Raw genomic sequence first — 25,047 nt, 5'->3', positions numbered from 1 at the left:
CTCACACCCCGTCGAACAGCCGGCGCGCAAGCGGCCGCAGGTTCGACGCCGACAGCTCGCACAGGCACACGAGTTCGTCGCCCTGTGCGTAGCCGGGATTGCGTGCGAGGAAGTAGTCGACGTCGGCCAGCCGCCGGTGTGCGGCCGGCACCTCCGCGAGTGCGGGCGCGAGCCGACCCTGCGGCGTGTCGAACGACAGCAGGCCGGTGGCGGAGTCGTACGCGTGCCCGTAGCGGCTCGCGGCCAGGTAATCCATCAGGTCCTGCGTGGCCGGTGCGGTGAGGTTGTCAGCGCGCGGCGCGTAGTCGCGCGCGAACGCGCGCAGGTAGCGATAGGTGCGATGCCCCTTGCAGATCAGAAACCAGTACAGCGGCACGGCGGGTGCCTGCCGCCACACGTCGCCCGCGTGGCGGATCCACGCGAACGCGAGATGCTGCGTGCCCCAGTGCGCGGGATCGATGATCGTATCGCCGGAAAAGATCACGCGGATCGATGCGTCGCGCCAGCGCGTCTCGTACTGCTTGAGCGTCGAGAAGCCCTGGATCGCGCCGCCGCCGTCGCGCAGCACGATGCAGTGCGTCTTGTCGTCGAGGTCGCGGTCGAACTGCGCACGAACCGTGTCGCAATAGGACGCCGCATACAACGAGAACATCCGGTCGATGTCGTCCGGGCCCAGGGCCGCACGTTCGACGGCGGTGGCACGCAACTCCATCGGGTACTCCTGCAAGACTGAACAGCTTGCTATGATAGCCCGTTACCCGCCCGCTCCCGCCATGTCCAACGCCGTTTCCCACCAAGATGCGAACGACACGCCGATCGCCCGGCCATGGCCGTTGCTCGTCGCCTATCTGGTCGTGACGGGCGCCTTCTACTCCTTCGTCACGCACCTGCCGCTCGGGCCGGTCACGTTCACTCCGGCGAGCACACTCGATCGCGCGGTGCCGCTGCTGCCCGGCACCGTGCCGCTTTACCTGAGCTACCTGTTCGTGATGCCCGCGCTCGTGTGGCTCGGGCGTGGCCGTGCATGGCTGCTGCCGGCGTTCTTCGCCGGCACGCTCGCGGCCGGCATTTGCCTCGTGTGCCATCTGCTGTATCCGACCGCCGTTGCATGGCCACCCGCTCATGACGGCTGGATCGCGTGGCTGCAGCGGATCGACACGCCGCTTGCCGCATCGCCGAGCGGGCACGTCGCGCTGCCGGTCGCGATCGCCATCGTGCTGCTGGCGCTCCGGCGGCGGTCGGCCGTGCTGTTCGCTGCGTGGAGCGCGCTGCTGATGGTGACGGTCCTGACCACCGGCCAGCATCGTGCCGCCGACGTCGCATGGGGCGGCGCGACCGGCATCGCGGCCGGCGCGCTCACGCTCGGGCTGCTGCGCGCCAAAGCCGACCTGCGCACGATGGCGGCCGCGCTGCTCGAATGGGCGTGCATCGTCGTGGCGATCCGGGTGGCCATCGCGCTCGGCGCGTGGTATCTGTATGCGCTTGCCGTACTCGTCGTCGCAACGCGGCAGCATGCGCTGTTCATCCTGTATCACGACGCGACCCACTATCACCTGACGCGCCGCCGCGGTTTCAACGACTTCCTGATCAACGTCGCGATCGGCGTGCCGGGGCTCGTGCCGGTCGAGTTCTACCGGCCGCTGCATCTCGCGCATCACCGTCATCTCGGCACCGCGCAGGACCCGGAGCGGCAGTTCCTTTATCACGATCAGCCGTGGCGGTTCCGGCCGCTCGACGCATGGCCGCTCGCGCGGCAGTTCCTCGGTGACCTGTTCGTGCTGAACATGGTGCGCAACATGGTGGCATTCCGGCGCGCGGGCGGACAGAACACGCGGCTCGGCCTGCCGTTCCAGGCAGCCGCGGCGGTGTGGGTGGCGATCATCGCGCTGCTCGTTTGGACCTGTTCCGCGCAGACGATCCTGCTGATCGCGGCGCTGTGGTTCGTGCCGCTGCTCACGCTGTCGGTGCTGCTACAGAAGATCCGCAGCATGGCCGAGCACAGCGGCGGCCCGCATGTGACGCCCGGCTGGGCCGACTGGACGTATTCGTGGCGCACGGGCTGGATCGGCCGCGTGCTCGTGTGGCCGTATCACATCAACCTTCATTTGCAGCATCACCGAAATCCGGCGGTGCCGTGGCATGCGCTGCCCGATGCGGTCGACGAACTCGAGCCGCAACTCGACGCGCCGGAACTGGCCCGGCTGCTGTGGTCGGGCCTCCCGCCGAAGCCGTAACGGGCGACGGCGCGCACGTTATCGCGCGCACCGCCCCTTCTTTCCCCGTTACTTCGCGATATACACACCCGACGTCGGGCACGTGCCCTGCGTATTGCCGTCCGTCACGAGCGAGGCGGCGCTCGGGAACTGAGTGGTCGCATTCGTCTTCACCGCGATCCACGCTTCGGTGAAGTAGCTGACGCCATTCGTCTTCGTGCACTTCAGCGACACAGCGCTGCGCGTGTTGCTGCCGAACGCGCCTTCGAACGCCGACAGCAACTGGTTACGCGCGACCGTCTTGCCCGCGTTCGCCTGCAGGAACGCGTTGAACGACGTGTTGCCGAGCCGGCTGATCATGCCGGACGCCTGGTTCCAGTACGCGTCGGGCGATGCCGAATTCGAGCAGGTGCCGTGCTTGAACCACTCGTGCTTGTCGAGGCACGACGCGACGCCCGGCATGTACGTCGACAGCGTGTTGCGGGTCGCGCTGCTGATCGGGTACGCATCCATGCTGCACCACTGGTGCGCGTTGTCGAGGTCGATGTCGTTCTGCGGCACGCCGCAGTAGAACGGCTGGTTGCCGTCGTAGTTGTTCGGCCACAGGCCATGCAGCGACAGGCTCGTCGCCGCGTACGTGCCGGCGAGGTTCGTGCATTCGGGCGTGTCGTGCGACGCGCAGAAGCCGGGTTCCCACGACGCGGCGAGCAACAGGTAGTCGTAGCTGGTCTGCGCGGTGGCGTGCAGTGAAACGGAAGCGACGGCGAGTGCGGCAGCGGCGCGGGCGAGCGTCTTGAGCATGGCGTTTCCTCGGAAAAGGCTTGCGGTCGCGGGATGCGCCGCAAGGTTGTCGAATGTCTGCCCGCGATTGTTGCCGACGCAACATGGCACGAATGTGAAGGTGGACGAAAGATTTCCGGCGGCACGCGCGCAGGTGCGGGTACGCACCGGCGCGTCGCGCGCCGGCTTCACATGTCTGAAGCGCGCCGCCGACGCGGCGGCACGCCGCCCCTCACGACCCGGCGCCCAGCTGCGTGCACGCGCGTGTGATCGACTCGGGGCCTTCGAGCGCGAGGATCTGCCACACGCCGATGCTGACACGCTGGCGCGCCGCCGTCGACGCATCGGCCAGCAACGCCTCGACGCGCGGTGCGGCGTCCGGCGCCTGCTGCTTCAGCGCCGCGTGATGCCGCGCGCGCGACGCCGGTTCGGATTCGTAGACGTCGCACAGACGCACCATGCCGGCGAGACCGGCGAGGTCATCGTCCTTGTCGATCGCGCGCGGCTCGACCGGCGCGAGCCCCTTGCGCTCCGCCGCCGGCAGCTTGTTGCGCGCGCCTTCGTCGATCGACGTGGCGGATGCCGGCGGCAGGCCGCCGATCGCCGCGACGATCCGGCTGCCCGCGGCGATCATGTCGCCCTGGCACTCGATCTTCTCGGCGGCCGCGACGTTCGAGCAGAACGACACCGACGTGCGGTACACGTCGTCGCTCATGCGCGGCACTTCGTCCGCGCTCGCTTGTGCGAAGCCGGCGCTCGTCAGCGCCAGTGCGGCGGGAATCAGGATGCGGAATGCTCTCGTCTTGTTCATTGTTGTTTGCGTAGGGGAGTTCTCGTGGCGGGCAACCTCGCGCGGCCGCGCGGCGGCGGCCGCAGTGCCGCCGGGCCCGCGTCCGGCGGCTCGCGATCACTTCATCGACGCTGCCTCCGATCCGCCGGGCGACAGTGCCGCGTGGTCCTGCTCGCGCCACGTGCGGCGCGACGTCATGATCGCCTTCACGGCCGAGCGCGCGACCTTCCACCACGCGAACGGCCGCGGGTCGGCGAGCATGCTGAGCGCGCGCGCATAGTCGAGCGTGAGCCCGGGCGTCCACGCCATCGTCACCGCGCGCTTGCGGATCTGCGCGGCGACCCACAGCTCGGGCGTGAGCAACAGCCGCACGAACGCGCCCCACCCGGCCCGCGCGCCCTTCAGCCGCCACACTGCGCCATCGAGCGCGGCTTCGAGCGCGTTCGACACCGTGCTCGAGCAATTGCGGTGCGTGAGGTTGTACGTCAAGTTCTGCCGGTACGACGTCCAGAAGGCATCCAGCTTCGACGGATCGTAGTTGCGGATCCGCACGCGCACGGTCGACGGGCACCACGCCTTAGACTCGGTCGCGTAGTCGGGCTGGAACAGGCCCGGCACGTCGTTCTCGCGGGTCGCGCGCAGGATGCGCGTGAATTCGTCCGGAGAACGATCGATTTCGACGCCAGGATACAGGCTGATATAGATGCCCTCGGGCGACTCCAGCGCCGCGTGCCCGGTCGAGATCACGCCGTTGACGTCCACCGCCGCGATATAGCGGTCGATCACCGGATAGCGCTGCGCTTCGGCCTTCGACGTTCCGGTCGGCGTCCACACGTGCACGGTGAGCGCATGCTCGCCGTCGGACGGCGGGCCGTCCCATTCGGATTGCGCGAAATACGGCTGGTCGCGCGCATCGTCGAGATCCGGTGCGAGCGCCGGTGCCGGCGACGTCGCGAACGCCGGATTGCGCGTCAGCCGCCGCACGCGTGCGGCAAGGCTCAGCATGTGCATCCCGCCGAACATCAGCAGCAGCCCAAGGCAATACGGCACGGTGCCGACGTAGTGCGTCGGGTACGGCTGATAGAAGAAGATGGCCAGCATGATCTCGACGACGCCCCAGGCGAAGGCGACGTTCCAGCGGCGATAGCGCACCATCCACGCTGCAGTGCACTGCAGCAGCCCGTCGACGAGGAACAGCGTGCCGAAGATCATCGACAGCAGGAAATGGCCATGGTGATGCCCCGCGAACACGAGCCCGGCGGCAACCACCACCACGATCCCCTTCACGTAGCGCAGGATGCGCTGCCCGCCGACGCCGCTGCCGGCCACCGCGAGCGTCGCGAGCCCCTCGATCAGGAACAGCCAGGCAAAGATCTGGATCGGGAAATGCAGCGCGCCGTCGAGCGCATCGACGAAGATCACGACGCCCGCGACGACCCACACCCAGCCGAGCACGGTCAGCCCGCGCCAGCGCGTGCGCAAGTATTCGATGCCCAGCAGCAGCAAGACCAGTCGTACCATCGCGCCCTCTCGTCATTTTTTTGGGATACGCGCGGGTCACGCGTGTCCTGTCGTTTCGACCGCGCATCGTGCAGCGCGCCGGCCGAAAAAGCGGTAATTCGTACCGGCGCGTCATGCCTCGACATGACCGTTGGCGGCCGGTATCCCTCCGCACTGGCCGAATAATAAGATATGGCGGAGAGGGTTGAAAGCGGCGACGAGAACGTTGTCGGCACGGCACGGACGGGGCCATCGACCGCTGCCAAGGCAGATTTCCCGTTCGACAACACGCGGTGGATACGCGAGAATCCGGCTTCCGAGGGCGAAAGCCACTGAACTGAACCGCACAGACGGGACAACAACAATGAACATATCGATCACGCGCCGGCGCCTGCTGGCCGCCGGCGTGGCCGCCAGCAGCCTCGCGCTGTCGGGCTGCTTCACGCCGAAGCTGTACAAGGAAGACGGATACAGCGAGCACGTGTCCGGATTCATGATGACCGAGGACGGCAAGAAGCTCGTCGTCATGGGCATGGACTACCATTACATCTTCGATCTGCCGGCGCAGTTGCGGCCGGTCTTGATGTCCAGTTACCGTAAATCGCTGCGCACGACGTTCGCCGCCTTTCATGCGAGGGGCGGCAGCATCACGGGCCAATACCGTATCTTGCTGCCGAAGGACGTGTCGGACGACGATCGGCAGGCGGCCGCTGCCGACGGCTTCACCGCCGCGCAGGCCGGCCTCGTGCTCGAAGGCGACATCAGCGGCAAGCGCTATTCGACGGAAGGGTTCGTCGAAAAGTACAAGACGAGCACGCAGCCGTTCAACCAGCCGTACTCGGTCTACATCAGGCAATCGCCGTCCGCGCTCGGCATGGGGCTACGGATTCTCGCCACGCCGGTCACGGTTGCCGCCGACGGCGTGCTCGTGCTGGGCGGCATCGTGCTCTTGCCGTTCGCGGCAATTGCGATCAACGCGAACGGCGGCATCCGGATCATGTAAAGGCGTGCGGTACGAGCGCAACAGGAGCACCACCATGACTGCCTCCCCCCTTCACGCCCCGCCGCTCGGCCCGCAACTCAAGCGCTGGCGCGCGCTGCATCGCGTCAAGCAAAGCCATGCGGCCGAGCTGTTCGGCGTCGCGCAATCGACGATCTCGCGCTGGGAAGCCGGCCGCCAGCAGATGTCGCCCGACGAACGCGCGACCGCCGAGCGGTTGCTCGCCGCGCGCCTCGATTCGGCCGGCGATCACGCGCTCGCGCGGCTCGTCGCGGGCAGCGCGGGCCGCATGCACCTGGTGTGCGACCTCACGCACCGCCTGCTCGCATCGTCACCCGCTCGCGCGGCCGAATTCTCGCAACCGCTGTCGATGTTGCTCGGCACGTCGCTGTGGCGCTACGCGACGCCGGAGATCGTCCGCATGGAAACCGCGCTCGACACGCTCGGCTGGCATGACCACGCAGGGCCACCGAGCGTCGAATTCGATACCGGTGCGAACGCGTCGCGCGTCGTACCGATCCGCGGCAGCATGTGCCGGTGGACGCGGATGACGCTGTCGGACGGCTCGGCCGTGCGGCTCGTGGAGACGCTCCAGGATGCGTGATGGCCGGGTCGCGCTGAAGCACCGCATGCCGGCAACGGTGCGGCAGCCTTCAACGTGTCCGGCACGCCACGCAACCCATACCAACGTGAACGGCAGCACGCCCAGGGGACATGCCACATGTCGATGCTTGTCATGCGAGAACTCGTGATCGTCGCGTTCATGCTCTATATGGGCGCGGCCGTGCTCGTTGCGCTTCGCTCGGGTGTGGCCAACGCCGGCGGCAGGCGCGTGGCGCGCCGCCGCAGCCCCTGGCTGTTCAGCCTGATCGTCGGTGTTCAAATGGGCTTCTTCGCGCTGTTCTGCTGGGCCGGGCTGTTTGCAAAGTAGCGGCGCGGCAAGCGCCCCCGCCACGCATATTTCATGCGTGGACGAAGCACACCCACCCGCATTACGCTAGGCGGCTCATCGCAAGGACGCCGACCATGACCCCCGATACGATCCACGCGCGGCTCGCTTTCCTGCGCGAAGCCGAACGCCTGAAGGATGTGCTGCGCAGCGGCCACACGTCGTCCGGGCGCGCGGAAAGCACGGCCGAGCACAGCTGGCGGCTGTGCCTGATGGCGCTCGTGTTCGCCGACGCGCTGCCCGGCATCGACACGTTGAAGCTGCTGAAGCTGTGCGTCGTCCACGATCTCGGCGAGGCGCTGCACGGCGACGTTCCCGCGATCGAGCAAGCTGCGCACCCCGACAAAAGCGCGCAAGAACGCGACGACCTGCTGACGCTGACCGCGCCGCTCGATCCCGCGCGGCGCGACGAGATCGTCGCGCTGTGGGATGAATACGAGGCGGCGGCGACGCCGGAAGCACGTGCGGCGAAGGCGCTCGACAAGCTCGAGACGATCCTGCAGCACAACCAGGGCAGCAACCCGCCCGATTTCGACTACGCGTTCAATCTCGGCTACGGCCGCCGCTATACCGACACCGCGCCACTGTTCAGCGCGATCCGCGAGATCGTCGACGCCGACACGCAACGCCGGATCGACGCAGGCGGCCAGCGCGCGTAAGCTCGCGGGACCGGGCGCACGGCACCGCGCGCCCCTGCTCGCTCGAGGCCTGATGCATGACGCAAAACATCTACGACGACCCGGCCTTCTTCGAAGGCTACAGCCGCCTGAACCGCTCGATTCACGGCCTCGACGGCGCACCCGAATGGCCCGCGCTGCGCGCGCTGCTGCCCGACCTGCGCGGCCGCAACGTGCTCGACCTCGGCTGCGGCTACGGCTGGTTCAGCCGCTGGGCGGCCGACCAGGGCGCGGCAAGCGTGCTCGGCATCGATGTCTCCGAGCGCATGCTCGAACGCGCGGCCTCGACCGCCGCGCACCCGGCGATCACGTACCGCCGCGCGGATCTCGAAACGCTCGCGCTGCCGGATGCCGCATTCGATCTCGCCTACAGCTCGCTCGCGTTCCACTACGTCGCGCACCTCGACACGCTGCTGCGCACGATTCATCGCGCGCTCGTGCCCGGCGGGCGGCTCGTATTCTCGATCGAGCATCCCATTTACACGGCGCCGCGTCGGCCCGGTTTCGTCGTCGATGCGCAGGGCAACCGCGCCTGGCCGCTCGACGGCTACCAGCGCGAAGGCGAACGCGTGACCGACTGGCTCGCGCCGGGCGTCGTCAAGCAGCACCGCACGCTCGGCACGCTCGTGAACCTGCTGATCGGCAGCGGCTTCACGCTCACGCACCTGGACGAATGGGGACCGACGCAGGCGCAGGTCGATGCGCTGCCCGCGCTCGACGAGGAACGCGACCGGCCGATGATGGCGCTCGTCGCCGCGCAGCGCTGACGCACGTCAGCGCACGTCAGCGCACGCCGCGACACCCGCACGAACCTTCGCGTACCGTTGTCACGGTCCGCAACAATGACGCCGCACGGCCTCCGTTCCCGTGCGGCGTTCGCACAATTCAGCACAATTTCCACACGATTTGGCGTGATGTCCTCGCTTACCATGAGCGGCTGATTCGACTCGGCACGCCCGCGCGATGCGTACGCGGATGCCGTCGCGGGCACCCTGCCCCACCGGCGACGCCGACCGGATCGTCCCGCCCGGCCGCACGCATCGCCGGCACCGCCTGATCCTCGCCGCACGCTCATGACTCAGAAGACCCATCGCCGCCGGCGCATCGTGCTGGCTACCCTTGCCATCGTGGCGGTCGCCGCCGGCGTCACGCTGAAGGCGTGCGCGCCCGACAAGCATCCGCAATACCTGTCCGCGCCCGTCTCGCGCGGCGATCTCGAGAACGCGGTGCTGGCGACCGGCGCGCTGCAGGCATTCCGGCAGGTCGATGTCGGCGCGCAGGTATCGGGGCAGTTGAAGTCGCTGAAGGTGAAGCTCGGCGACAAGATCACGAAGGGCCAGTGGCTCGCCGAGATCGATCCCGTAATCTCCGAAAACGCGCTGCGCCAGGCGCGCGCCAGCGAAGAAAGCCTGCGCGCGCAGCAGCAATCGACCGCCGCGCAACTGACGCAGGCGGAGCTTGCATTCAAGCGCCAGCAGGCGATGCTGCCCGACGATGCGACCTCGCGCGAATCGTTCGAGGCCGCACGCGCGACGCTCGACGTGCAGCGAGCGACCCTCGCGTCGCTCGCCGCGCAGATCCGCTCGGCCCGCATCCAGATCGAAACCGCGCAGGCCAACCTCGGTTACACGCGCATCGTCGCGCCGATCGACGGCGAAGTCGTCGCGATCGTCACGCAGGAAGGCCAGACCGTGATCGCGCAGCAGCAGGCGCCGGTGATCCTGAAGCTCGCCGATCTCGACACGATGACCGTGAAGGCGCAGGTATCGGAAGCCGACGTGATCCGCGTGCGTGCCGGCCAGACCGCGTATTTCACGATCCTCGGCGAACCGGACAAGCGTCACTACGGCAAGCTGCGCGCGATCGAGCCGGCGCCGCAGAACTATGCCGAAGCGCAGAGCCCGCTCGGCGGCAGCACGAAGCCGAACTCGGCCGTGTTCTACAACGCGCTGTTCGAAGTGCCGAACCCCGAGCATCGGCTGCGCATCTCGATGACCGCGCAAGTCAATATCGTGCTCGACAATGCGCGCAACGCGCTCAACATTCCGGCCGCCGCGCTCGGCGAAAAACGCAAGGACGGCACCTACGCGGTGCGCGTGCTGCGCGCCGACGGCAGCACGGAAACGCGCAACGTCCGCATCGGCATCAACAACAACGTACGCGTCGAAGTCCTGGCCGGCCTGAAGGACGGCGAACGCGTCGTGATCGGCGACGCGGCCGGTGACGACCACGCACCGCTCGCGGACGTGGTGTGACGATGAGCCAGCCCCTGCTGAAACTCTCGGCCGTCACGCGACGCTTTCCGGCCGGCGACAAGGATGTCGTTGTCCTGAACAACGTCAGCCTGTCGATCCACGCGGGCGAGATCGTCGCGATCGTCGGTGCGTCGGGCTCCGGGAAATCGACGCTGATGAACATCCTCGGCTGCCTCGATCATCCGAGCGAAGGCACCTACACGGTCGGCGGCCGCGACACGCACATGCTCGACAGCGACGAGCTCGCGCAACTGCGCCGCGAACATTTCGGCTTCGTGTTCCAGCGCTACCACCTGCTGCCGCACGTCGATGCCGTCGCGAACCTCGAAATGCCCGCGATCTATGCCGGCACGCCGCGCGCCGAGCGGCACGCACGTGCACGCGAACTGCTCGCGCGCCTCGGGCTTGCGGATCGTGCGCACCATCGTCCCGGGCAATTGTCCGGCGGCCAGCAGCAGCGCGTGAGCATCGCGCGTGCGCTGATGAACGGCGGCCAGGTGATCCTCGCCGACGAACCGACCGGCGCGCTCGACACGAAAAGCGGCCAGGACGTGATCCGCATCCTGCACGAGCTGAACGCGCTCGGCCATACGATCGTCATCGTCACGCATGACAAGGCCGTCGCGCGCCATGCGAAGCGCATCATCGAGATCAGCGACGGCGAGATCGTCGCCGATCGGCCGAATCGCCACTATGCGGAAGCCCTCGCGGAAGCGGGCGTGGATGCGGCAGAAGCGGCAGATGCGACAGGAGCGGAAACCGGCGCGCTACCCGCTGACGATCGCCGCGACACGCCCCCGCCGCCCGCACCGGTCGATACCGATGCGCATCCCGATACCGGCACCGGCACGCGCACGCCACGCTTCGCCGCCGGCTCCGGCCGCTTCGCCGAGGCCTGCAGGATGGCGTGGATTGCACTCGTGTCGCACCGGCTGCGCACGCTGCTGACGATGCTCGGCATCATCATCGGCATCACGTCGGTCGTGTCGATCGTCGCGATCGGCGAAGGCGCGAAGCATTACATGCTCGACGAGATCGGCAGCATCGGCACGAACACGATCAACCTCTATCCGGGCACCGACTGGGGCGACAGCCGCGCGGACGCGATCCAGACGCTCGTGCCGGCCGATGTCGCCGCGCTCGCCGAACAGCCGTACGTCGACAGCGCGACGCCCGAAACGTCGCGCACACTGCTGCTGCGCTACCGCAACGTCGACGTGAACGCGCTCGTGAGCGGCGTCGGCGACCGCTTCTTCCAGGCCCGCGGGATGCGCTTCGCGCTGGGTGTCGCGTTCGACGAGGACGCGGTGCGCCGCCAGGTGCAGGTGGCCGTGATCGACCAGAACACGCGCCGCAAGCTGTTCGGCGCGACGCGCAACCCGATCGGCGAAGTGATCCTGATCGACAACGTGCCGTGCGTCGTGATCGGCGTGACCGCCGACAAGAAGAGCGCGTTTGGCAGCGTGAAGAGCCTGAACGTGTGGGTGCCGTACACCACCGCGAGCGGGCGCCTGTTCGGGCAACGCTATCTCGACAGCATCACCGTGCGCGTGCGCGACGGGCAGCCGAGCGCCGCCGCCGAGAAAAGCCTCGAAAAGCTGATGACGCAGCGCCACGGCCGCAAGGACTTCTTCACGTACAACATGGACAGCGTGGTGAAGACCGTCGAGAAGACCGGCCAGTCGCTCACGTTGCTGCTGTCGCTGATCGCGGTGATCTCGCTCGTCGTCGGCGGAATCGGCGTGATGAACATCATGCTGGTGTCGGTCACCGAGCGCACGCGCGAAATCGGCATCCGGATGGCGGTCGGCGCGCGCCAGTCCGACATCCTGCAGCAGTTTCTCGTCGAGGCCGTGCTCGTCTGCCTGTTCGGCGGCACGATCGGCATCGCGCTGTCGTTCGGGCTCGGCGCGCTGTTCTCGATGTTCGTCGTGCAGTGGAAGATGGTGTTCTCGGCCGGCGCGATCGTGACCGCGTTCGTCTGCTCGACGCTCACCGGTGTGATTTTCGGTTTCATGCCCGCGCGCAACGCATCGCGGCTCGATCCGATCGATGCGCTCGCGCGCGATTGAAGAAAGACCTGTCATGACGCATTCCTCCCCCCTTCACCGCCTGGGCGCATTCGCGTGCGCGGCCGCGCTGCTCGCCGGCTGCGCAGGCGCTCGCCACGAACCGCTGCCCGCCGTCGCGATGCCCGCGAACTGGGAGGCCCCGGTCGCGGCCGGCGCACCGTCCACCTCACGCGACTGGTGGCGCAGCTTCGGCGATCCGCAACTCGACGCGCTGATCGACGACGCGCTGCGTGCCAACAACGACCTCGCGATCGCGGCGATCCGCGTGTACCGCGCGCAACTGCAAGCCGGGCTCGCGGATACCAACCTGACACCGAACGTGTCGCTCGGCGCGAACGGCGCCGTGTCGCGCACGCTCGATACGCACCAGATGAGCCGGACGAGCGGCGTGACCGGTTCGCTCAGCTATGAAATCGACCTGTGGGGCCGCCTGGCCGCGCTGCGCGACGCCGCGCGCTGGGAAGCCGACGCGACGGCCGCCGATCTCGAAGCCGCGCGGCTGTCGCTGATCGGCACGACCGCGTCGCTGTACTGGCAGATCGGTTATCTGAACCGGCAGATCGCACTCGGCGACGCGAACATCGCGTATGCGGTCCGCACGCTCGCGGTCGTCCGGTCGCGGCACGCGGCCGGCGCCGTGTCGGGGCTCGATCTCGCGCAGGCCGAACAGAGCCTCGCCGCGCAACGCGCCGCGCAGACGCAACTGATCCAGCAGCGCACCGAGAATCGCCACGCACTCGCGATCCTGTTCGACCGGCCGCCGCAGCAGCGCGCGGCCGAACCGTCGGCACTGCCCGTCGCGGCGCCGCCGGAAGTCGTGGCCGGCCTGCCCGCGAGCCTGCTCGGCCGGCGCCCCGACCTGCGCGCGGCGGAATTCCGGCTGCGCGAGTCGCTCGCGCAGGTCGACGCGACGCGCACGAGCTTCTATCCGACCTTCACGCTGACCGGACAGGCAGGCACGTCGAGCACGAGCCTCGAGCGCGTGCTGATGAATCCGGTCGGCACGCTCGGGCTCGGCCTGGCACTGCCGTTCATCCAGTGGAACACGATGCAGCTGCAGATCAAGGTGTCGAAGTCGCAGTACGAGGAAGCCGTCGTCGGGTTCCGCCAGACGCTCTACACGGCGCTCGCGGAAGTCGAGAACGCGCTGTCGGCGCGCGTGCAGCTCGAGCGCGAGGCCGAACAGCGCGCGCTGTCGCTGGCCCAGGCGCAGCGCGCCGAACAGCTGGCCGCCGCGCGCTTCGCGGCCGGCGCGACCGCCGTGCAGCCGTGGCTCGACCAGCAGCAGCGGCTGCGCGACGCGCAAAGCGCCGACGAACTGACGCGCCTGAACCGGCTCAACAACCAGATGACGCTGTACCGCGCGCTCGGCGGCGGGATGTCCTGACCGACGCGCGCACCGGGCCGACCGCGCCGATCAGGCGCGGTGTCATTCACACACGGGCGCCCTGCGTCGCGCCGGCGCGAACGCCACCGCGCTCGCCGTCGCAAGCACGGCCACACCCGCCGCGCCGTACACCATCACCCAGCCGAACCCGTGCACGAGCGCCGCGTGCAGCGCCGCGCCGGTCGGGTCGGCCTGCGCGAGCGCCGGTGCGATCTCGTGCAAGCCGTCCGTGCGGCCCGATGCAATCTCCTGCGCGAGCCGGCGCAGCGCCGCATCGCCGATCGTGCCCGCGACACCGCCCTTCAGGCTCGCGACGATCCCCGCGACCAGCACGAAACCCATCGCCGCAATGTTCAGCGCGAGCGAGATCATGCGCGCGCTCATGTCGATGCCCGACGCCATCCCGGCCCGCGAACTCGGCACCGCGCCCGTCGTCGTGTTAGTCACGGGCGTGTTCGTGAGCCCGAGCCCGATGCCGGCGATCACGCAGCCGGGCAGCATCGTGATCCAGCTTGCATGGTCGGCCGCGCTGCCGATCCGCATCAGCGCGAACCCCGTGGCGATCGTGAACAGACCGCCCGGGATCACGACGCCCGGCCCGTAGCGCAGCGCGAGCCGTTCGCCGAACGGCGGCGCGACCAGCGTCGGCAACGTGTACGCGAGCAACGCGAGGCCGGCCGTCACGCTGTCGTAGCCGAGCGCGACCTGGAACCAGATCGGCAGGTAGATCATGAACGGCCAGAAGCTGAAGTTCATCCCCATCGAGCCGAAGATCGCGCCGGTGAACGCGCGAATCCGGAACACCGAGAAATCGAACATCGGCCGCGCACTGGCGCGTTCCGCGATGAAGAAACCGGCCAGCGCCAGCACGGTCGCGCCGAGCACGCCGAGGCCGGCCGCGCTGGTCAGCCCGAGCGCCGCGCTTTGCGTGATGTAGAACGCCAGGCCGAGCACCGCGAGCGACAGCGTGACGATGCCTGCGACGTCGAGCCTGCCCGCGTGCGGATCGCGCGACTCCTGCACCGCGCCGCCGATCAGCACGAGCGCGAGGGCCGCGAGCGGCGCATGGACGAGGAACACCCACGGCCAGCTTGCCAGCGCGACGATCGCGCCGCCGACGATCGGCCCGAACCCGAGCCCGATGCCGAACACGATCCCCCAGATCCCGAACGCGCGGCCGCGCTCGCGGCCCTCGCGGAACTGATGCGACAGCACCGCAATCTGGCAGATCAGCATCGCGCCGCCGCTGGCGCCCTGCAGCAGCCGGCCCGCGACGAGCACCGGCACGTTCGGCGCGAGCCCGCACAGCAGCGATGTCGCACCGAACAGCACGGTGCCGATCATATACACACGCTTGCGGCCGAACCGGTCGGCGAGCGTGCCGGCCGCCATCAGCACGGTCGTACACGCGATCGTGTACGCATTCATGATCCACTGCATGCCGTTGAAATCGCCATGCAGCACGTGTTCGAGCGTCGGCAGGATCACCGGCACGCTCGAAATTTCGAGGCCGAACATCAGCGACGTGAGACAGACGGCCGCGAGCGCGACCGCATTCCTGCGGGAGTCGGATTGCGTCATGCGTATTGCGCCGCGACCCGGCAACGGGCCGCGCGCCTCCAGGTAAGAGGGATGCGCCGCGTGCGGCCGGCGACGCACGCTGGGCGGGAATCGGTACTATAGTGAGAATTCCCATCCCCATTGACGCATGCATTTCTCCAGACTGGGGAATTGCAGGACTCAATCAACGACCCTCCCATGACCGACAGACTCGACGGCGTGACGACCTTCGTCCAGGTAGTGGAATCGGGCAGCTTCGCGCTTGCCGCGGAGCGCCTCGACATGACGCGTTCGGCCGTCGGCAAGGCCGTCGCGCGACTCGAGAAGCGGCTCGGCGCGCGGCTGCTGCAGCGCACGACGCGCAGCCAGAGCCTGACCGACGACGGCCAGGCGTACTACGACCGCTGCGTGCGCGCGCTCGCGGAACTGGAAGCGGCCGAAGCCGACCTCGACTGCGGCCGCAACGAGCCGCGCGGCAAGCTGCGCCTGAGCGTGCCGCTCGCGTTCGGGCATCACTGCGTGACGCCCATCGTGCTCGATCTCGCGCGCACCTATCCGCATTTGCGGATCGACGTGTCGATCACCGACCGTTTCGTCGATCTCGTCGAGGAAGGCATCGACCTCGCGGTGCGGATCGGCACGCTCGCGGACAGCACGAGCCTCGCGGTGCGGCGGCTCGGCACGCAATACGGCAGCCTCGGCGCGGCGCCGTCGTATCTCGCCCGCCACGGGATGCCGAAAACGCTCGACGACCTGAAAGACCACCGGACGATCGCGTATTCACGCTCGGGTGTGGTTCAACCGTGGGACTTGCGTGCGCTGGACGGCTCGACGGTGCGGGTCGACATGCCGCACCAGCTCAGTTTCGACGACGTGCAGGCGATCGCGGCGGCCGGCGCATCCGGGTTCGGGATCGCGTGGCTGCCGAGCTGGCTGCTCGATCAGTACGTGAAGCGCGGCGAGATGACGGTCGTGCTCGATCGCTGCTTCGTCTGCGAAGGCGACATCCACGCGATCTGGCCGAAGACGCGCTACCTGCCGCGCAAGACGCGCTGCGTGATCGACGCGCTCGCGCAGGCGGTGCCGCCGATGATCGGACGGTGAGCGGGACAGGGTGGGATGAAATGAACCCGACGCGCCGCACGGGCGCGTCGGAGCATCACGGCGCGCCGAGATCGGCCAGCGGATGCGCGAAGAACTTCCACGGCGACGTCAGGAAATGCCGCACGCGTTCGGCGCGCAGCTCGACGAGCGATGCGGGCGCCCAGCGCGGCTTTCGATCCTTGTCGACGAGATGCGCACGCACGCCTTCGCAGAAGTCGCCTTCCTCGATCGCGCGCGCGACGATGCCGAGCTCCATCCGGAACGATTCGGCCAGCGTCATCTGGCGGCCACGCAGCAGCGCCTCGCGCGTCACGCACAGCATCGTCGGCGAATGGCCGGTGAGCGCATCCAGCGTCGCCTGCAGCCATTGACGGTGCTCGCGCGACAGTTCCTCGCGGGCGAGATCCTGCGTCAGCGTCGCGACGATCCGCTCGACGGTCGAGCGCTTGTCGAAATGACGCACGATCCACGGCATCTGGCTGTCGAGCGCCGCATGCGGCACGACGTTGCACGGCGGCTCGAACACCTTGCGCAGCAACGGCAGCGCATCGCCTTCCCACTTGACGCTTTCGATGCGCGTCTCGAACGTGTCGAGCCACGCGGACGGCACGCACAGATCCGCGAGCTTCGCGGTCAGCGCGTCGGCACCCGACAGCATCGCGCCGGTCAGCCCGACGTACAGCTCGAGTTCGGCCGGCATGCGCGACAGGAAATGCGTCGCGCCGACGTCGGGCACGAGGCCGATGCGCGTCTCCGGCATCGCGATCTTGCTGCGCTCGGTCGCGACACGCAACGCCGCGCCCTGCGCGAGGCCCATGCCGCCGCCCATCGTCACGCCGTCCATCAGCGCGACCACCGGCTTCGGGAACGTATGGATCGCGTAGTCGAGACGGTATTCGTCGACGAAGAACGGCAGCCAGGTTTCGCGCTGCGCGACCATCCGGTACAGCGCACGCACGTCGCCGCCCGCGCAGAAGCCCTTCTCGCCCGCGCCGCGCAGCACGACCGCGACGATCTGGTCGTCGTTGCGGCAGCGCTCGAGGAGCGCGGCCAGCTCGCCGATCATCGGGTACGACAGCGCATTGAGCGCGGCCGGCCGGTTCAGCGTGATCAGCGCCACGCGGTTCACCACGCGGAACAGCACCTCGGGTGCGTGCTCCGCGAACGCGTCGTGATTCGTCACCGGCGTGCTCATCGTTGCGGCTCTCCGTCGTTGTGCCACTGCGGCGCGCGCTTGCCGAGGAACGCGGCCACGCCTTCGCGCGGATCGTTCGTCTCGAACAGGTCGACGAAACGTTCGCGTTCGACCGCGAGCGCCGCGCTGCGCGGCACGCCGCGGCGCGCGAGGCCGATCAGCTCCTTGCTGTAAGCGACCGCATGCGGGCTCTGCCGGGCGACGTTGCGTGCCAGCGCCAGCGCGGCATCGCGCGATGCGCCCGACTCCACGACGTCCTCGACGAGGCCGATCCTGAGCGCCGTGGCCGCATCGACACGCGCGCCGGTCAGGATGATCTTCTTCGCCCAGCCCTCACCGACGAGCCAGGGCAGCGTCTGCGTGCCGAGGCCGCACGGCAGCAGGCCGACCGACGGTTCGGGCAGCGCCATCTGCGCATGCGTCTCCGCGATCCGCAGGTCGCACGCGAGCGCGCATTCGAGCCCGCCGCCCATCGCATAGCCGTTGATCGCCGCGATCGTCACGACGCGCGCGTCGTGCAGCGCCTCGAACGCCGCGCCGAAACGCGACGCCATCGCGCGCGCAACCGCGCGGTCGCCTTCGGCGAACGTGTTGAGGTCGGCACCCGCGCTGAAGAACTTCGGGCCGTCGCCGGTGATCACCAGCGCGCGCACGCGCGGGTTCGCATTCAGTTCGGCGACGGTTGCCTGCAGTTGCCGCAGCCCGTCGGCGGTAAAGGCGTTCGCGGGCGGACGCTTGAGCGTCGCGCACGCGATCGCGCCGTCGTCGACGTAGTCCAGTTCGATCATCACGCGTCCTTCTTGGTTGCCGGTTGATACAGGCGGATCACCGCCGAGAAATCGAGCTGGCCGTCGCCGCGGCTGCTCATCGTCTGGTACAGCTGCTGCGCGAGCGCGCCGAGATAGACGGGCTGGCGCGCCTGCTTCGCGGCATCGTTCGCGAGGCCGAGATCTTTCAGCATCAGGTCGGTGCCGAAGCCGCCCGAGTAACCGCGCGACGACGGCGCGGTTTCGATCACGCCCGGATACGGGTTGTACGTATCCGAGCTCCAGCAGCGGCCCGTCGACGTGTTGACGATGCCGGCCAGCACTTTCGGGTCGATGCCGAGCGCGACGCCGAGCGACATCGCCTCCGACACGGCCGCCATCGAGATGCCGAGCACGAGGTTGTTGCAGACCTTCGCCACCTGCCCCATGCCCGTCGCGCCGCAGTGGACGATGTTCTTGCCCATGCCCGCGAGCACCGGCTTCACGCGCTCGAAATCCGCATCGCTGCCGCCGACCATGAAGGTCAGCGTGCCGGCCGCCGCGCCGCCGGTGCCGCCCGACACCGGCGCATCGACGAACGCGCCGCCGTGCTCGCGCACGAGCGCGCCGAACGCCTGCGCGCTCGCCGGGTCGATCGTGCTCGAATCGATCACGGTCGCGCCCGCGCCGAGGCCGGCGAGCACGCCGTTCTCGCCGGACAGCACCGAGCGCACGTGCGGGGCGGCCGGCAGCATCGTGATGACGAACGTCGCGCCCGAGGCCGCATCGCGCGGCGACGCGGCCACCTGTGCACCGGCATCCTGCAGCGCGCGCAATGCGTCGGCGCTCAGGTCGAACGCATGTACTTCATGGCCTGCTTTCAGCAGGTTCAGCGCCATCGGCGCGCCCATGTGGCCGAGGCCGATAAAACCGATTTTCATGTTGGGTTCCTCCGCCGCTCAATGCAGCCGGATCGTCGTGTTCACCGGGCCGGCCGTCGTGTCGTCGTCGAACCAGCGCGCGGTGACCGTCTTGGTCTGCGTGTAGAACTGCACGACCTGCTTGCCGTACGGGCCGAGATCGCCGAGCTTCGAGCCGCGCGACCCCGTGAAGCTGAAGAACGGGACGGGCACCGGAATCGGGATGTTGATGCCGACCTGGCCGATGTCGATCTCGCTCTGGAACTTGCGTGCGGCCGCGCCGCTTTGCGTGAACAGGCCCACGCCGTTGCCGAACGGGTTCGCGTTGACGAGCGCGATCGCGTCGTCGAGCGTGTCGGCTTCCATCACGACCAGCACGGGCCCGAAGATTTCATGCGTGTAGACCGACATGTTCGTCTTCACGCCCGAGAAGATCGTCGGGCCGACGAAATTGCCCTGCTCGTAGCCGGGCACCTTCACGTCGCGGCCGTCGAGTTCGAGCTTCGCGCCTTCCTTCACGCCCGCGTCGATCAGCGACAGGATGCGCTCCTTCGCGGCCTTCGACACGACCGGCCCGACGTCCGTGCCGGCTTCCGCGCCCGCATTGACCTTCAGCGCTTTTGCCTTCGCGACGATGTCCGGCAGCCAGTCGCGCGCGTTGCCGACGAGCACCGCGACCGACGTGGCCATGCAGCGCTGGCCTGCCGCGCCGAAGCCGGCGCCGACGAGCGCGTTGATCGCCTGCTCGCGGTTCGCATCGGGCAGCACGACGGCGTGATTCTTCGCGCCCATCATCGACTGCACGCGCTTGCCGTGCGCGCTGCCGAGGTTGTATACGTGCGTGCCGACCGCCGTCGAGCCGACGAACGAGATCGCCTTCACGAGCGGATGCGTGCAGATCGCGTCGACGACTTCCTTGCCGCCGTGCACGACGTTCAGTACCCCTTTCGGTACGCCGGCCTCGATCGCGAGCTCGACGAGCTCCATCGTCGACAGCGGATCCTGTTCCGACGGCTTCAGCACGAACGTGTTGCCGCACACGATCGCCATCGGGAACATCCACAGCGGAATCATCGCGGGGAAGTTGAACGGCGTGATGCCCGCGCACACGCCGAGCGGCTGGCGCAGCGTGTAGGTATCGACGCCGCCAGCGACGTTCTCCGCGAACTCGCCGAGCTGCAGCGAACCGATCGAGCACGCATGCTCGACCACTTCGAGGCCGCGGAAAATGTCGCCTTCGGCATCGGGAATCGTCTTGCCCTGCTCGGCCGTCAGCGTCTTCGCGATGCGCTGCTGGTTCGTGCGCACGAGATCCTGGAACTTCAGCATGATGCGCATGCGCGCGGCGATCGGCGTGTTCTTCCAGGTCGCGAAGGCGGTGTGCGCGGCCTGCACGGCTGCGTCGACTTCCGCGACGGTCGCGAACGGCACGCGCGCGAGCACCTGCTGCGTCGCCGGGTTGACGATGTCGCGCCACTCGTTCGTGGCGGACTCGACGAAGGCGCCGTCGATCAGCAGCTTGACCGTCGGCACGTCTTTCGAATTCGCGTTCATCGATCCTCTCTCCTTCCAGAGGGCCGCGAAGCGCGAGATCGCCGCGCGGCCGGTTCAATTCGGCTGCGGGCGGCGGCCGCGAAGGGCGGCGCGCGCGGCCCGCGGTCACGTCACTTCACTTGAGTTCGGCGGCGAAATCCTCTTCCCAGTATTCGCCGGGCATCCGTTCACTGGCATCGTCACCGCGCTCGATCTCGCGGCGACGCAATTCGACGCGGCGGATCTTCCCCGAGATCGTCTTCGGCAGCTCCGCGAACTGCAGGCGGCGAATGCGCTTGTACGGCGCGAGCTTCTCGCGCGAGAAGCGGAAGATATCCAGCGCGAGTTCGGGGCTCTCGTCGTAGCCCTGCCGCAGCGTGATGAAGGTCTTCGGCACCGACAGCCGCACGGGGTCGGGGCTCGGCACGACGGCCGCCTCGGCGATCGCCGGATGCTCGATCAGCACGCTTTCGAGTTCGAACGGGCTGAGCCGGTAGTCGGACGACTTGAACACGTCGTCCGCGCGGCCGATGTACACGTAGTAACCGTCGTCGCGGCGCATCGCGATGTCCGACGTGCGGTAGTGGCCATCGCGCATCGCGTAGGCCGTCGCGTCGGGGTTGTTCGCATAGCCTTTCATCAGCCCGACCGGGCGCGTGACGTCCGCGCCGATCGGCAGCGCGACCTCGCCTTCGGTCACCGGCGCGCCGTCCGGGTCGAGCAATTCGATCCGATAGCCCGGCAGCGGCCGGCCCATCGAGCCCGCGACGACCGGCTGGCCCGGCGAGTTGCCGATCAGGCAGGTCGTTTCGGTTTGGCCATAGCCGTCGCGGATCGCGATGCCCCACGCCTTCTTCACGCGCTCGATGATCTCGGGGTTCAGCGGCTCGCCGGCACCGACGATCTCGCGCAGCTTCACGTCGAACGACGCGAGCGGCTGCTGCACGAGCATGCGCCACACGGTCGGCGGCGCGCACAGCGTCGTCACCTGGTATTTGACGAGCGCATCGAGCACCACCTTCGGCTCGAAACGCGCGTAGTTGAACGCGAACACGCACGCCTGCGCGTTCCACGGCGCGAAGAAGCAGCTCCATGCGTGCTTCGCCCAGCCCGGAGAACTGATGTTCCAGTGGATGTCGCCCGGCTGCAGGCCGACCCAGTACATCGTCGACAGATGGCCGACCGGGTAGGTGCGGTGCGTATGCTCGACGAGCTTCGGCTTCGACGTCGTGCCCGACGTGAAGTACAGCAGCATCGGATCGTTCGCGTGCGTGATGGCGTCCGGCTCGAATTCGGCGCTCGCCGCGTAGCCGTCGTGCATCGCGAGCCAGCCCGCGCGCGGCGCGCCGGCGACGATCTTCTGCGCGAGGCCGAGATCCGGCTGTTCGAACTTGGCGGTTTCGTTCTCGTCGACGATCGCGTATTTCGCGCCGCCGATCTGCACGCGATCGCGTACGTCGTCGGGCGACAGTTGCGTGGTGGCAGGCAGCACGATCGCGCCGAGCTTCATCGCGGCGAGCATCGCGTCCCACAGCTCGACGCGGTTCGGCAGCATCAGCAGGATCCGGTCACCGCGCACGACGCCGATCGAACGCAGCCAGTTCGCGATCCGCGACGAACGTTCGGACATCTGCGCGAACGAATACGGATCGCCCGTGCCGGTCGCCGCGTCGACGATCCACAGCGCGGGCTGGTCGTTACCGCGCGCCATCGGGTCGAAGTAGTCGAGCGCCCAGTTGAATGCGTCGAGCACCGGCCACTCGAACGCGCGGTACGCGGTGTCGTAGTCGGTGCGGTGGCGCAGCAGAAAGTCGCGTGCGTCCAGGAATGCCTGTACCGTCATCGTGTCCTCCAGTCTCCATGCCTCACGGTCAACCGGGCATGCGCTGCAGCCCATGCCCGGTTGCCTCTGTTGCAGCGCGCGGTCACGTCGTTGCGTGCCGCGTTCGCCGCGCTGCCCTCGTGCCCTGCGTGATGTCGTCGCCGGGGCAACCGCCGCGGCTCAAAGCTGCCGCGCGATCACCATCCGCTGCACTTCGCTGGTGCCTTCGTAAATCTGCGTGATGCGTGCGTCGCGATAGTGACGCTCGACTTCGTAATCGACCAGGTAACCGTAGCCGCCGTGGATCTGGATCGCGTCCGAACACACGCGCTCGGCCATCTCCGATGCGAACAGCTTCGCCTGCGACGCTTCCGACAGGCACGGCAGCCCGGCCGTGCGCAGCTTCGCCGCGTGATGCACGAGCAGGCGCGCGGCGTTGATCTGCACGGCCATGTCGGCGAGCTTCTGCTGGATCGCCTGGTGCTCGGCGATCGGCTTGCCGAACTGCACGCGCTCGCCCGCATAGCGGCGTGCCTTGTCGAATGCGGCGCGCGCGATGCCGAGCGCCTGCGCGGCGATGCCGATGCGCCCGCCCTCGAGGTTCGACAGCGCGATCTTCAGCCCTTCGCCGCGATTGCCGAGCAGGTTCTCTTCGGGAATCGCGCAGTTCTCGAACGTGATCGGGCACGTATCCGACGCGCGGATGCCCATCTTCTTTTCGGGCTTGCCGACGATGAAGCCCGGCGTGTCGGTCGGCACCAGGAACGCGGAAATGCCGCGCTTGCCGGCTTCCGGGTCGGTCATGGCAAAAACGATCGCCACGCCCGCGCGCTGGCCGTTGGTCACGAACTGCTTCGCGCCGTTCAGCACCCATTTGCCGTCGCGCAGCTCCGCACGCGTGCGCAGGTTGTTCGCCTCGGACCCGGCGTGCGGCTCGGTCAGGCAGAACGCGCCGATCACGCGGCCGGCCGCCATGTCGGCCAGCCAGCGATCCTTCTGCGCCGGCGTGCCGAAGCCGAGGATCGGCCCGCAGCCGACCGAGTTGTGCACGCTCATCATCGTCGCGCACGCGGCGTCGCCGGCAGCGACCTCTTCCATCGCCAGCGCGTAGGCCACGTAGTCCGTATACGAGCCGCCCAGCTCCTGCGGCACGATCATCCCGAGCAGGCCGAGTTCGCCGAGCTGCGCGACGATCGCGTCGGGCAGGTGCGCATCGTGGTCCCACTGCGCCGCGTTCGGCGCCAGCATTTCGGTGGCGAACGCGCGCGCGGCGTCGCGGATCATCCGCTGGTCTTCGGTGTAAAGCTCGTCCATGGTGCTGCTGTCTCCCGCGGCCGCCGGGCGCGACCGTCCTTGCGTTTCGATGCAACAAGTGTAGGCAAGCAGGCGCGACTGTTCGATGCTCGCGTCGCTCATTTACACTGAGCGTTTTTGCCACACCGGCGGCACGGATGAAGCAGGAAGACAAGGGAACCGTCGCGATCAGCCTCGTCGCTTACAGCGTCGCGCTCGCGACCCGGCGCGGCGTCGCGGCCGAGCCGCTGCTCGCGCAGGCCGGCATCGCGCCCGCGCTGCTCGGGCAGCCGCGCGCACGGGTGTCCGCGCAGCAATACGGCGCGCTGTGGAACGCGATCGCGCGCACGCTCGACGACGAGTTTTTCGGGCAGGACCGCCACCCGATGCGCAGCGGCAGCTTCATCGCGATGAGCCAGGCGGCGCTGTCCGCGCGCGACGGCCTGCACGCGATGGCGCGCGCGGTGAATTTCATGCACTGCGTGCTCGACGATCTGCACGCGGAACTCGATGCGAACCCGCAGCGCGTGCGGCTGCGCTTCGTGCACCGCAACAACGGCGCGACGCCCGCGATGTTCACGTATGCGACCTATTTCATCATCGTGTACGGGCTCACCTGCTGGCTGATCGGGCGGCGCATCCCGCTGCTGCATGCGAGCTTCCGCTGCGACACGCCGCCCGCTGACCACGAATACCCGTCGATGTTCTGTGACGACATGCGCTTCAACGAGCCGGATTCGTATGTCGATTTCGATCCCGAATTCGCGACGCTGCCGGTCGTGCAGAACGCGAAGACGCTGAAGACGTTCCTGCGCAACGCGCCGGCGAGCTTCATCGTCAAGTACCGCAACCCGAACGCGCTCGCGCAGCGCGTGCGGGCGGTGCTGCGCGGGATGCCGCCCGCCGCCTGGCCGGGTGCGGGCGGGATGGCCGCGCGGCTGCACGTGGCCGAGGCCACGCTGCGCCGCAAGCTGCACCAGGAAGGCCACGCGTACCAGTCGATCAAGGACACGCTGCGGCGCGATCTCGCCTTCGAGGCGCTGGCCGACCCCGCGCGCACGATCGCCGACGTCGCGGCGGCCACCGGTTTCGCGGAACCGAGCGCGTTCTACCGCGCGTTCCGCAAATGGAGCGGGCGCAGCCCAGCCGACTATCGCGACGAAGTGCTCGCGCGAGGCGGCGGCGCGAGCTGAAGCCGGCCGGCCGGCGCGGCCGGCGCTTCGCGCTTTGTGCGGAAACCGCCTAATCTTT

General features: G+C 68.4%; 22 protein-coding genes. 11 read left to right on the top strand and 11 right to left on the bottom strand.

The window, feature by feature from the left end; translation table 11 throughout:
- Position 1: 1 nt before the first annotated feature.
- Entirely contained in the window at positions 2-712 is a 711-nt protein-coding gene (locus CFB47_RS21745) for a hypothetical protein (RefSeq protein WP_089462235.1), read from the bottom strand.
- A 61-nt stretch (positions 713-773) separates the two neighbouring features.
- Between CFB47_RS21745 and CFB47_RS21740 the strand changes: the two genes are divergently transcribed.
- The gene (locus tag CFB47_RS21740; RefSeq protein WP_089462234.1) at positions 774-2,234 is read left to right on the top strand and encodes a fatty acid desaturase family protein; all 1,461 of its coding nucleotides are present in this window, start codon (positions 774-776) and stop codon (positions 2,232-2,234) included.
- Positions 2,235-2,282: 48 nt separating this feature from the next.
- On the opposite strand, the gene CFB47_RS21735 is transcribed toward CFB47_RS21740, so the two are convergent.
- The 3 genes from CFB47_RS21735 to CFB47_RS21725 form a co-directional block, all read right to left on the bottom strand.
- Positions 2,283-3,014 carry a ribonuclease T2 gene (locus tag CFB47_RS21735; RefSeq protein ID WP_089462233.1) on the bottom strand — a complete coding sequence of 244 codons (732 nt, stop codon included), beginning with the start codon at positions 3,012-3,014 and terminating at the stop codon, positions 2,283-2,285.
- Positions 3,015-3,225: 211 nt separating this feature from the next.
- Positions 3,226-3,804, bottom strand: coding sequence for a hypothetical protein (locus tag CFB47_RS21730; RefSeq protein WP_089458671.1), 579 nt, complete (start codon positions 3,802-3,804; stop codon positions 3,226-3,228).
- A gap of 96 nt (positions 3,805-3,900) precedes the next feature.
- Positions 3,901-5,304 (bottom strand): HdeD family acid-resistance protein, encoded by a 1,404-nt coding sequence (locus tag CFB47_RS21725; protein WP_089462232.1) that lies wholly within the window; start codon positions 5,302-5,304, stop codon positions 3,901-3,903.
- 343 nt (positions 5,305-5,647) lie between these two features.
- Here CFB47_RS21725 and CFB47_RS21720 point away from each other — a divergent pair, with 343 nt between their 5' ends.
- The 8 genes from CFB47_RS21720 (at position 5,648) to CFB47_RS21685 (ending at position 13,623) form a co-directional block, all read left to right on the top strand.
- On the top strand, positions 5,648-6,286 hold the full coding sequence (locus CFB47_RS21720; protein WP_089462231.1) for a hypothetical protein: 639 nt from the start codon (positions 5,648-5,650) through the stop codon (positions 6,284-6,286).
- Positions 6,287-6,320: 34 nt separating this feature from the next.
- Entirely contained in the window at positions 6,321-6,887 is a 567-nt protein-coding gene (locus CFB47_RS21715; RefSeq protein WP_089462230.1) for a helix-turn-helix transcriptional regulator, read from the top strand.
- A 117-nt stretch (positions 6,888-7,004) separates the two neighbouring features.
- Positions 7,005-7,214, top strand: a complete 210-nt coding sequence (locus CFB47_RS21710) for a hypothetical protein (RefSeq protein WP_089462229.1) — start codon at positions 7,005-7,007, stop codon at positions 7,212-7,214.
- A gap of 95 nt (positions 7,215-7,309) precedes the next feature.
- Positions 7,310-7,891, top strand: a complete 582-nt coding sequence (locus tag CFB47_RS21705; protein ID WP_089462228.1) for an HD domain-containing protein — start codon at positions 7,310-7,312, stop codon at positions 7,889-7,891.
- 56 nt (positions 7,892-7,947) lie between these two features.
- On the top strand, positions 7,948-8,676 hold the full coding sequence (locus tag CFB47_RS21700; RefSeq protein ID WP_089462227.1) for a bifunctional 2-polyprenyl-6-hydroxyphenol methylase/3-demethylubiquinol 3-O-methyltransferase UbiG: 729 nt from the start codon (positions 7,948-7,950) through the stop codon (positions 8,674-8,676).
- Positions 8,677-8,982: 306 nt separating this feature from the next.
- Positions 8,983-10,164, top strand: a complete 1,182-nt coding sequence (gene macA / locus CFB47_RS21695; protein WP_089462226.1) for a macrolide transporter subunit MacA — start codon at positions 8,983-8,985, stop codon at positions 10,162-10,164.
- Positions 10,165-10,166: 2 nt separating this feature from the next.
- Positions 10,167-12,236 carry a MacB family efflux pump subunit gene (locus CFB47_RS21690; RefSeq protein WP_089462225.1) on the top strand — a complete coding sequence of 690 codons (2,070 nt, stop codon included), beginning with the start codon at positions 10,167-10,169 and terminating at the stop codon, positions 12,234-12,236.
- 13 nt (positions 12,237-12,249) lie between these two features.
- Entirely contained in the window at positions 12,250-13,623 is a 1,374-nt protein-coding gene (locus CFB47_RS21685; RefSeq protein ID WP_089462224.1) for an efflux transporter outer membrane subunit, read from the top strand.
- A gap of 42 nt (positions 13,624-13,665) precedes the next feature.
- Here CFB47_RS21685 and CFB47_RS21680 read toward each other — a convergent pair whose 3' ends face one another.
- Positions 13,666-15,204, bottom strand: coding sequence for an MFS transporter (locus CFB47_RS21680; RefSeq protein WP_089462223.1), 1,539 nt, complete (start codon positions 15,202-15,204; stop codon positions 13,666-13,668).
- Between the two features lie 177 nt (positions 15,205-15,381).
- On the opposite strand from CFB47_RS21680, the gene CFB47_RS21675 reads away from it, so the two are divergent.
- Positions 15,382-16,287, top strand: coding sequence for a LysR family transcriptional regulator (locus CFB47_RS21675; RefSeq protein ID WP_089458680.1), 906 nt, complete (start codon positions 15,382-15,384; stop codon positions 16,285-16,287).
- Between the two features lie 55 nt (positions 16,288-16,342).
- On the opposite strand, the gene CFB47_RS21670 is transcribed toward CFB47_RS21675, so the two are convergent.
- The 6 genes from CFB47_RS21670 to CFB47_RS21645 form a co-directional block, all read right to left on the bottom strand.
- Positions 16,343-17,482 (bottom strand): enoyl-CoA hydratase/isomerase family protein, encoded by a 1,140-nt coding sequence (locus tag CFB47_RS21670; protein ID WP_089462222.1) that lies wholly within the window; start codon positions 17,480-17,482, stop codon positions 16,343-16,345.
- Positions 17,479-18,270, bottom strand: coding sequence for an enoyl-CoA hydratase (locus CFB47_RS21665; protein ID WP_089462221.1), 792 nt, complete (start codon positions 18,268-18,270; stop codon positions 17,479-17,481). Before CFB47_RS21665 ends, CFB47_RS21670 begins: the two co-directional genes overlap by 4 nt.
- Positions 18,270-19,169 carry a 3-hydroxyisobutyrate dehydrogenase gene (gene mmsB, locus CFB47_RS21660; RefSeq protein WP_069252269.1) on the bottom strand — a complete coding sequence of 300 codons (900 nt, stop codon included), beginning with the start codon at positions 19,167-19,169 and terminating at the stop codon, positions 18,270-18,272. Before mmsB ends, CFB47_RS21665 begins: the two co-directional genes overlap by 1 nt.
- A gap of 18 nt (positions 19,170-19,187) precedes the next feature.
- The gene (locus CFB47_RS21655; RefSeq protein WP_089462220.1) at positions 19,188-20,702 is read right to left on the bottom strand and encodes a CoA-acylating methylmalonate-semialdehyde dehydrogenase; all 1,515 of its coding nucleotides are present in this window, start codon (positions 20,700-20,702) and stop codon (positions 19,188-19,190) included.
- A 115-nt stretch (positions 20,703-20,817) separates the two neighbouring features.
- Positions 20,818-22,524, bottom strand: coding sequence for an AMP-binding protein (locus CFB47_RS21650; protein WP_089462219.1), 1,707 nt, complete (start codon positions 22,522-22,524; stop codon positions 20,818-20,820).
- 159 nt (positions 22,525-22,683) lie between these two features.
- On the bottom strand, positions 22,684-23,817 hold the full coding sequence (locus tag CFB47_RS21645) for an acyl-CoA dehydrogenase family protein (protein WP_023477775.1): 1,134 nt from the start codon (positions 23,815-23,817) through the stop codon (positions 22,684-22,686).
- Between the two features lie 137 nt (positions 23,818-23,954).
- Between CFB47_RS21645 and CFB47_RS21640 the strand changes: the two genes are divergently transcribed.
- Positions 23,955-24,989: an AraC family transcriptional regulator gene (locus CFB47_RS21640; RefSeq protein ID WP_011354321.1), complete on the top strand. Its 1,035-nt coding sequence runs from the start codon at positions 23,955-23,957 to the stop codon at positions 24,987-24,989.
- Positions 24,990-25,047: the final 58 nt, after the last annotated feature.

Origin of the sequence: Burkholderia sp. AU27893, from assembly GCF_002223205.1 — a bacterium.
Taxonomy (GTDB): domain Bacteria; phylum Pseudomonadota; class Gammaproteobacteria; order Burkholderiales; family Burkholderiaceae; genus Burkholderia.
Note: the sequence above shows the minus strand (reverse complement) of the source record. Positions and strands in the feature narration are given on the sequence as shown.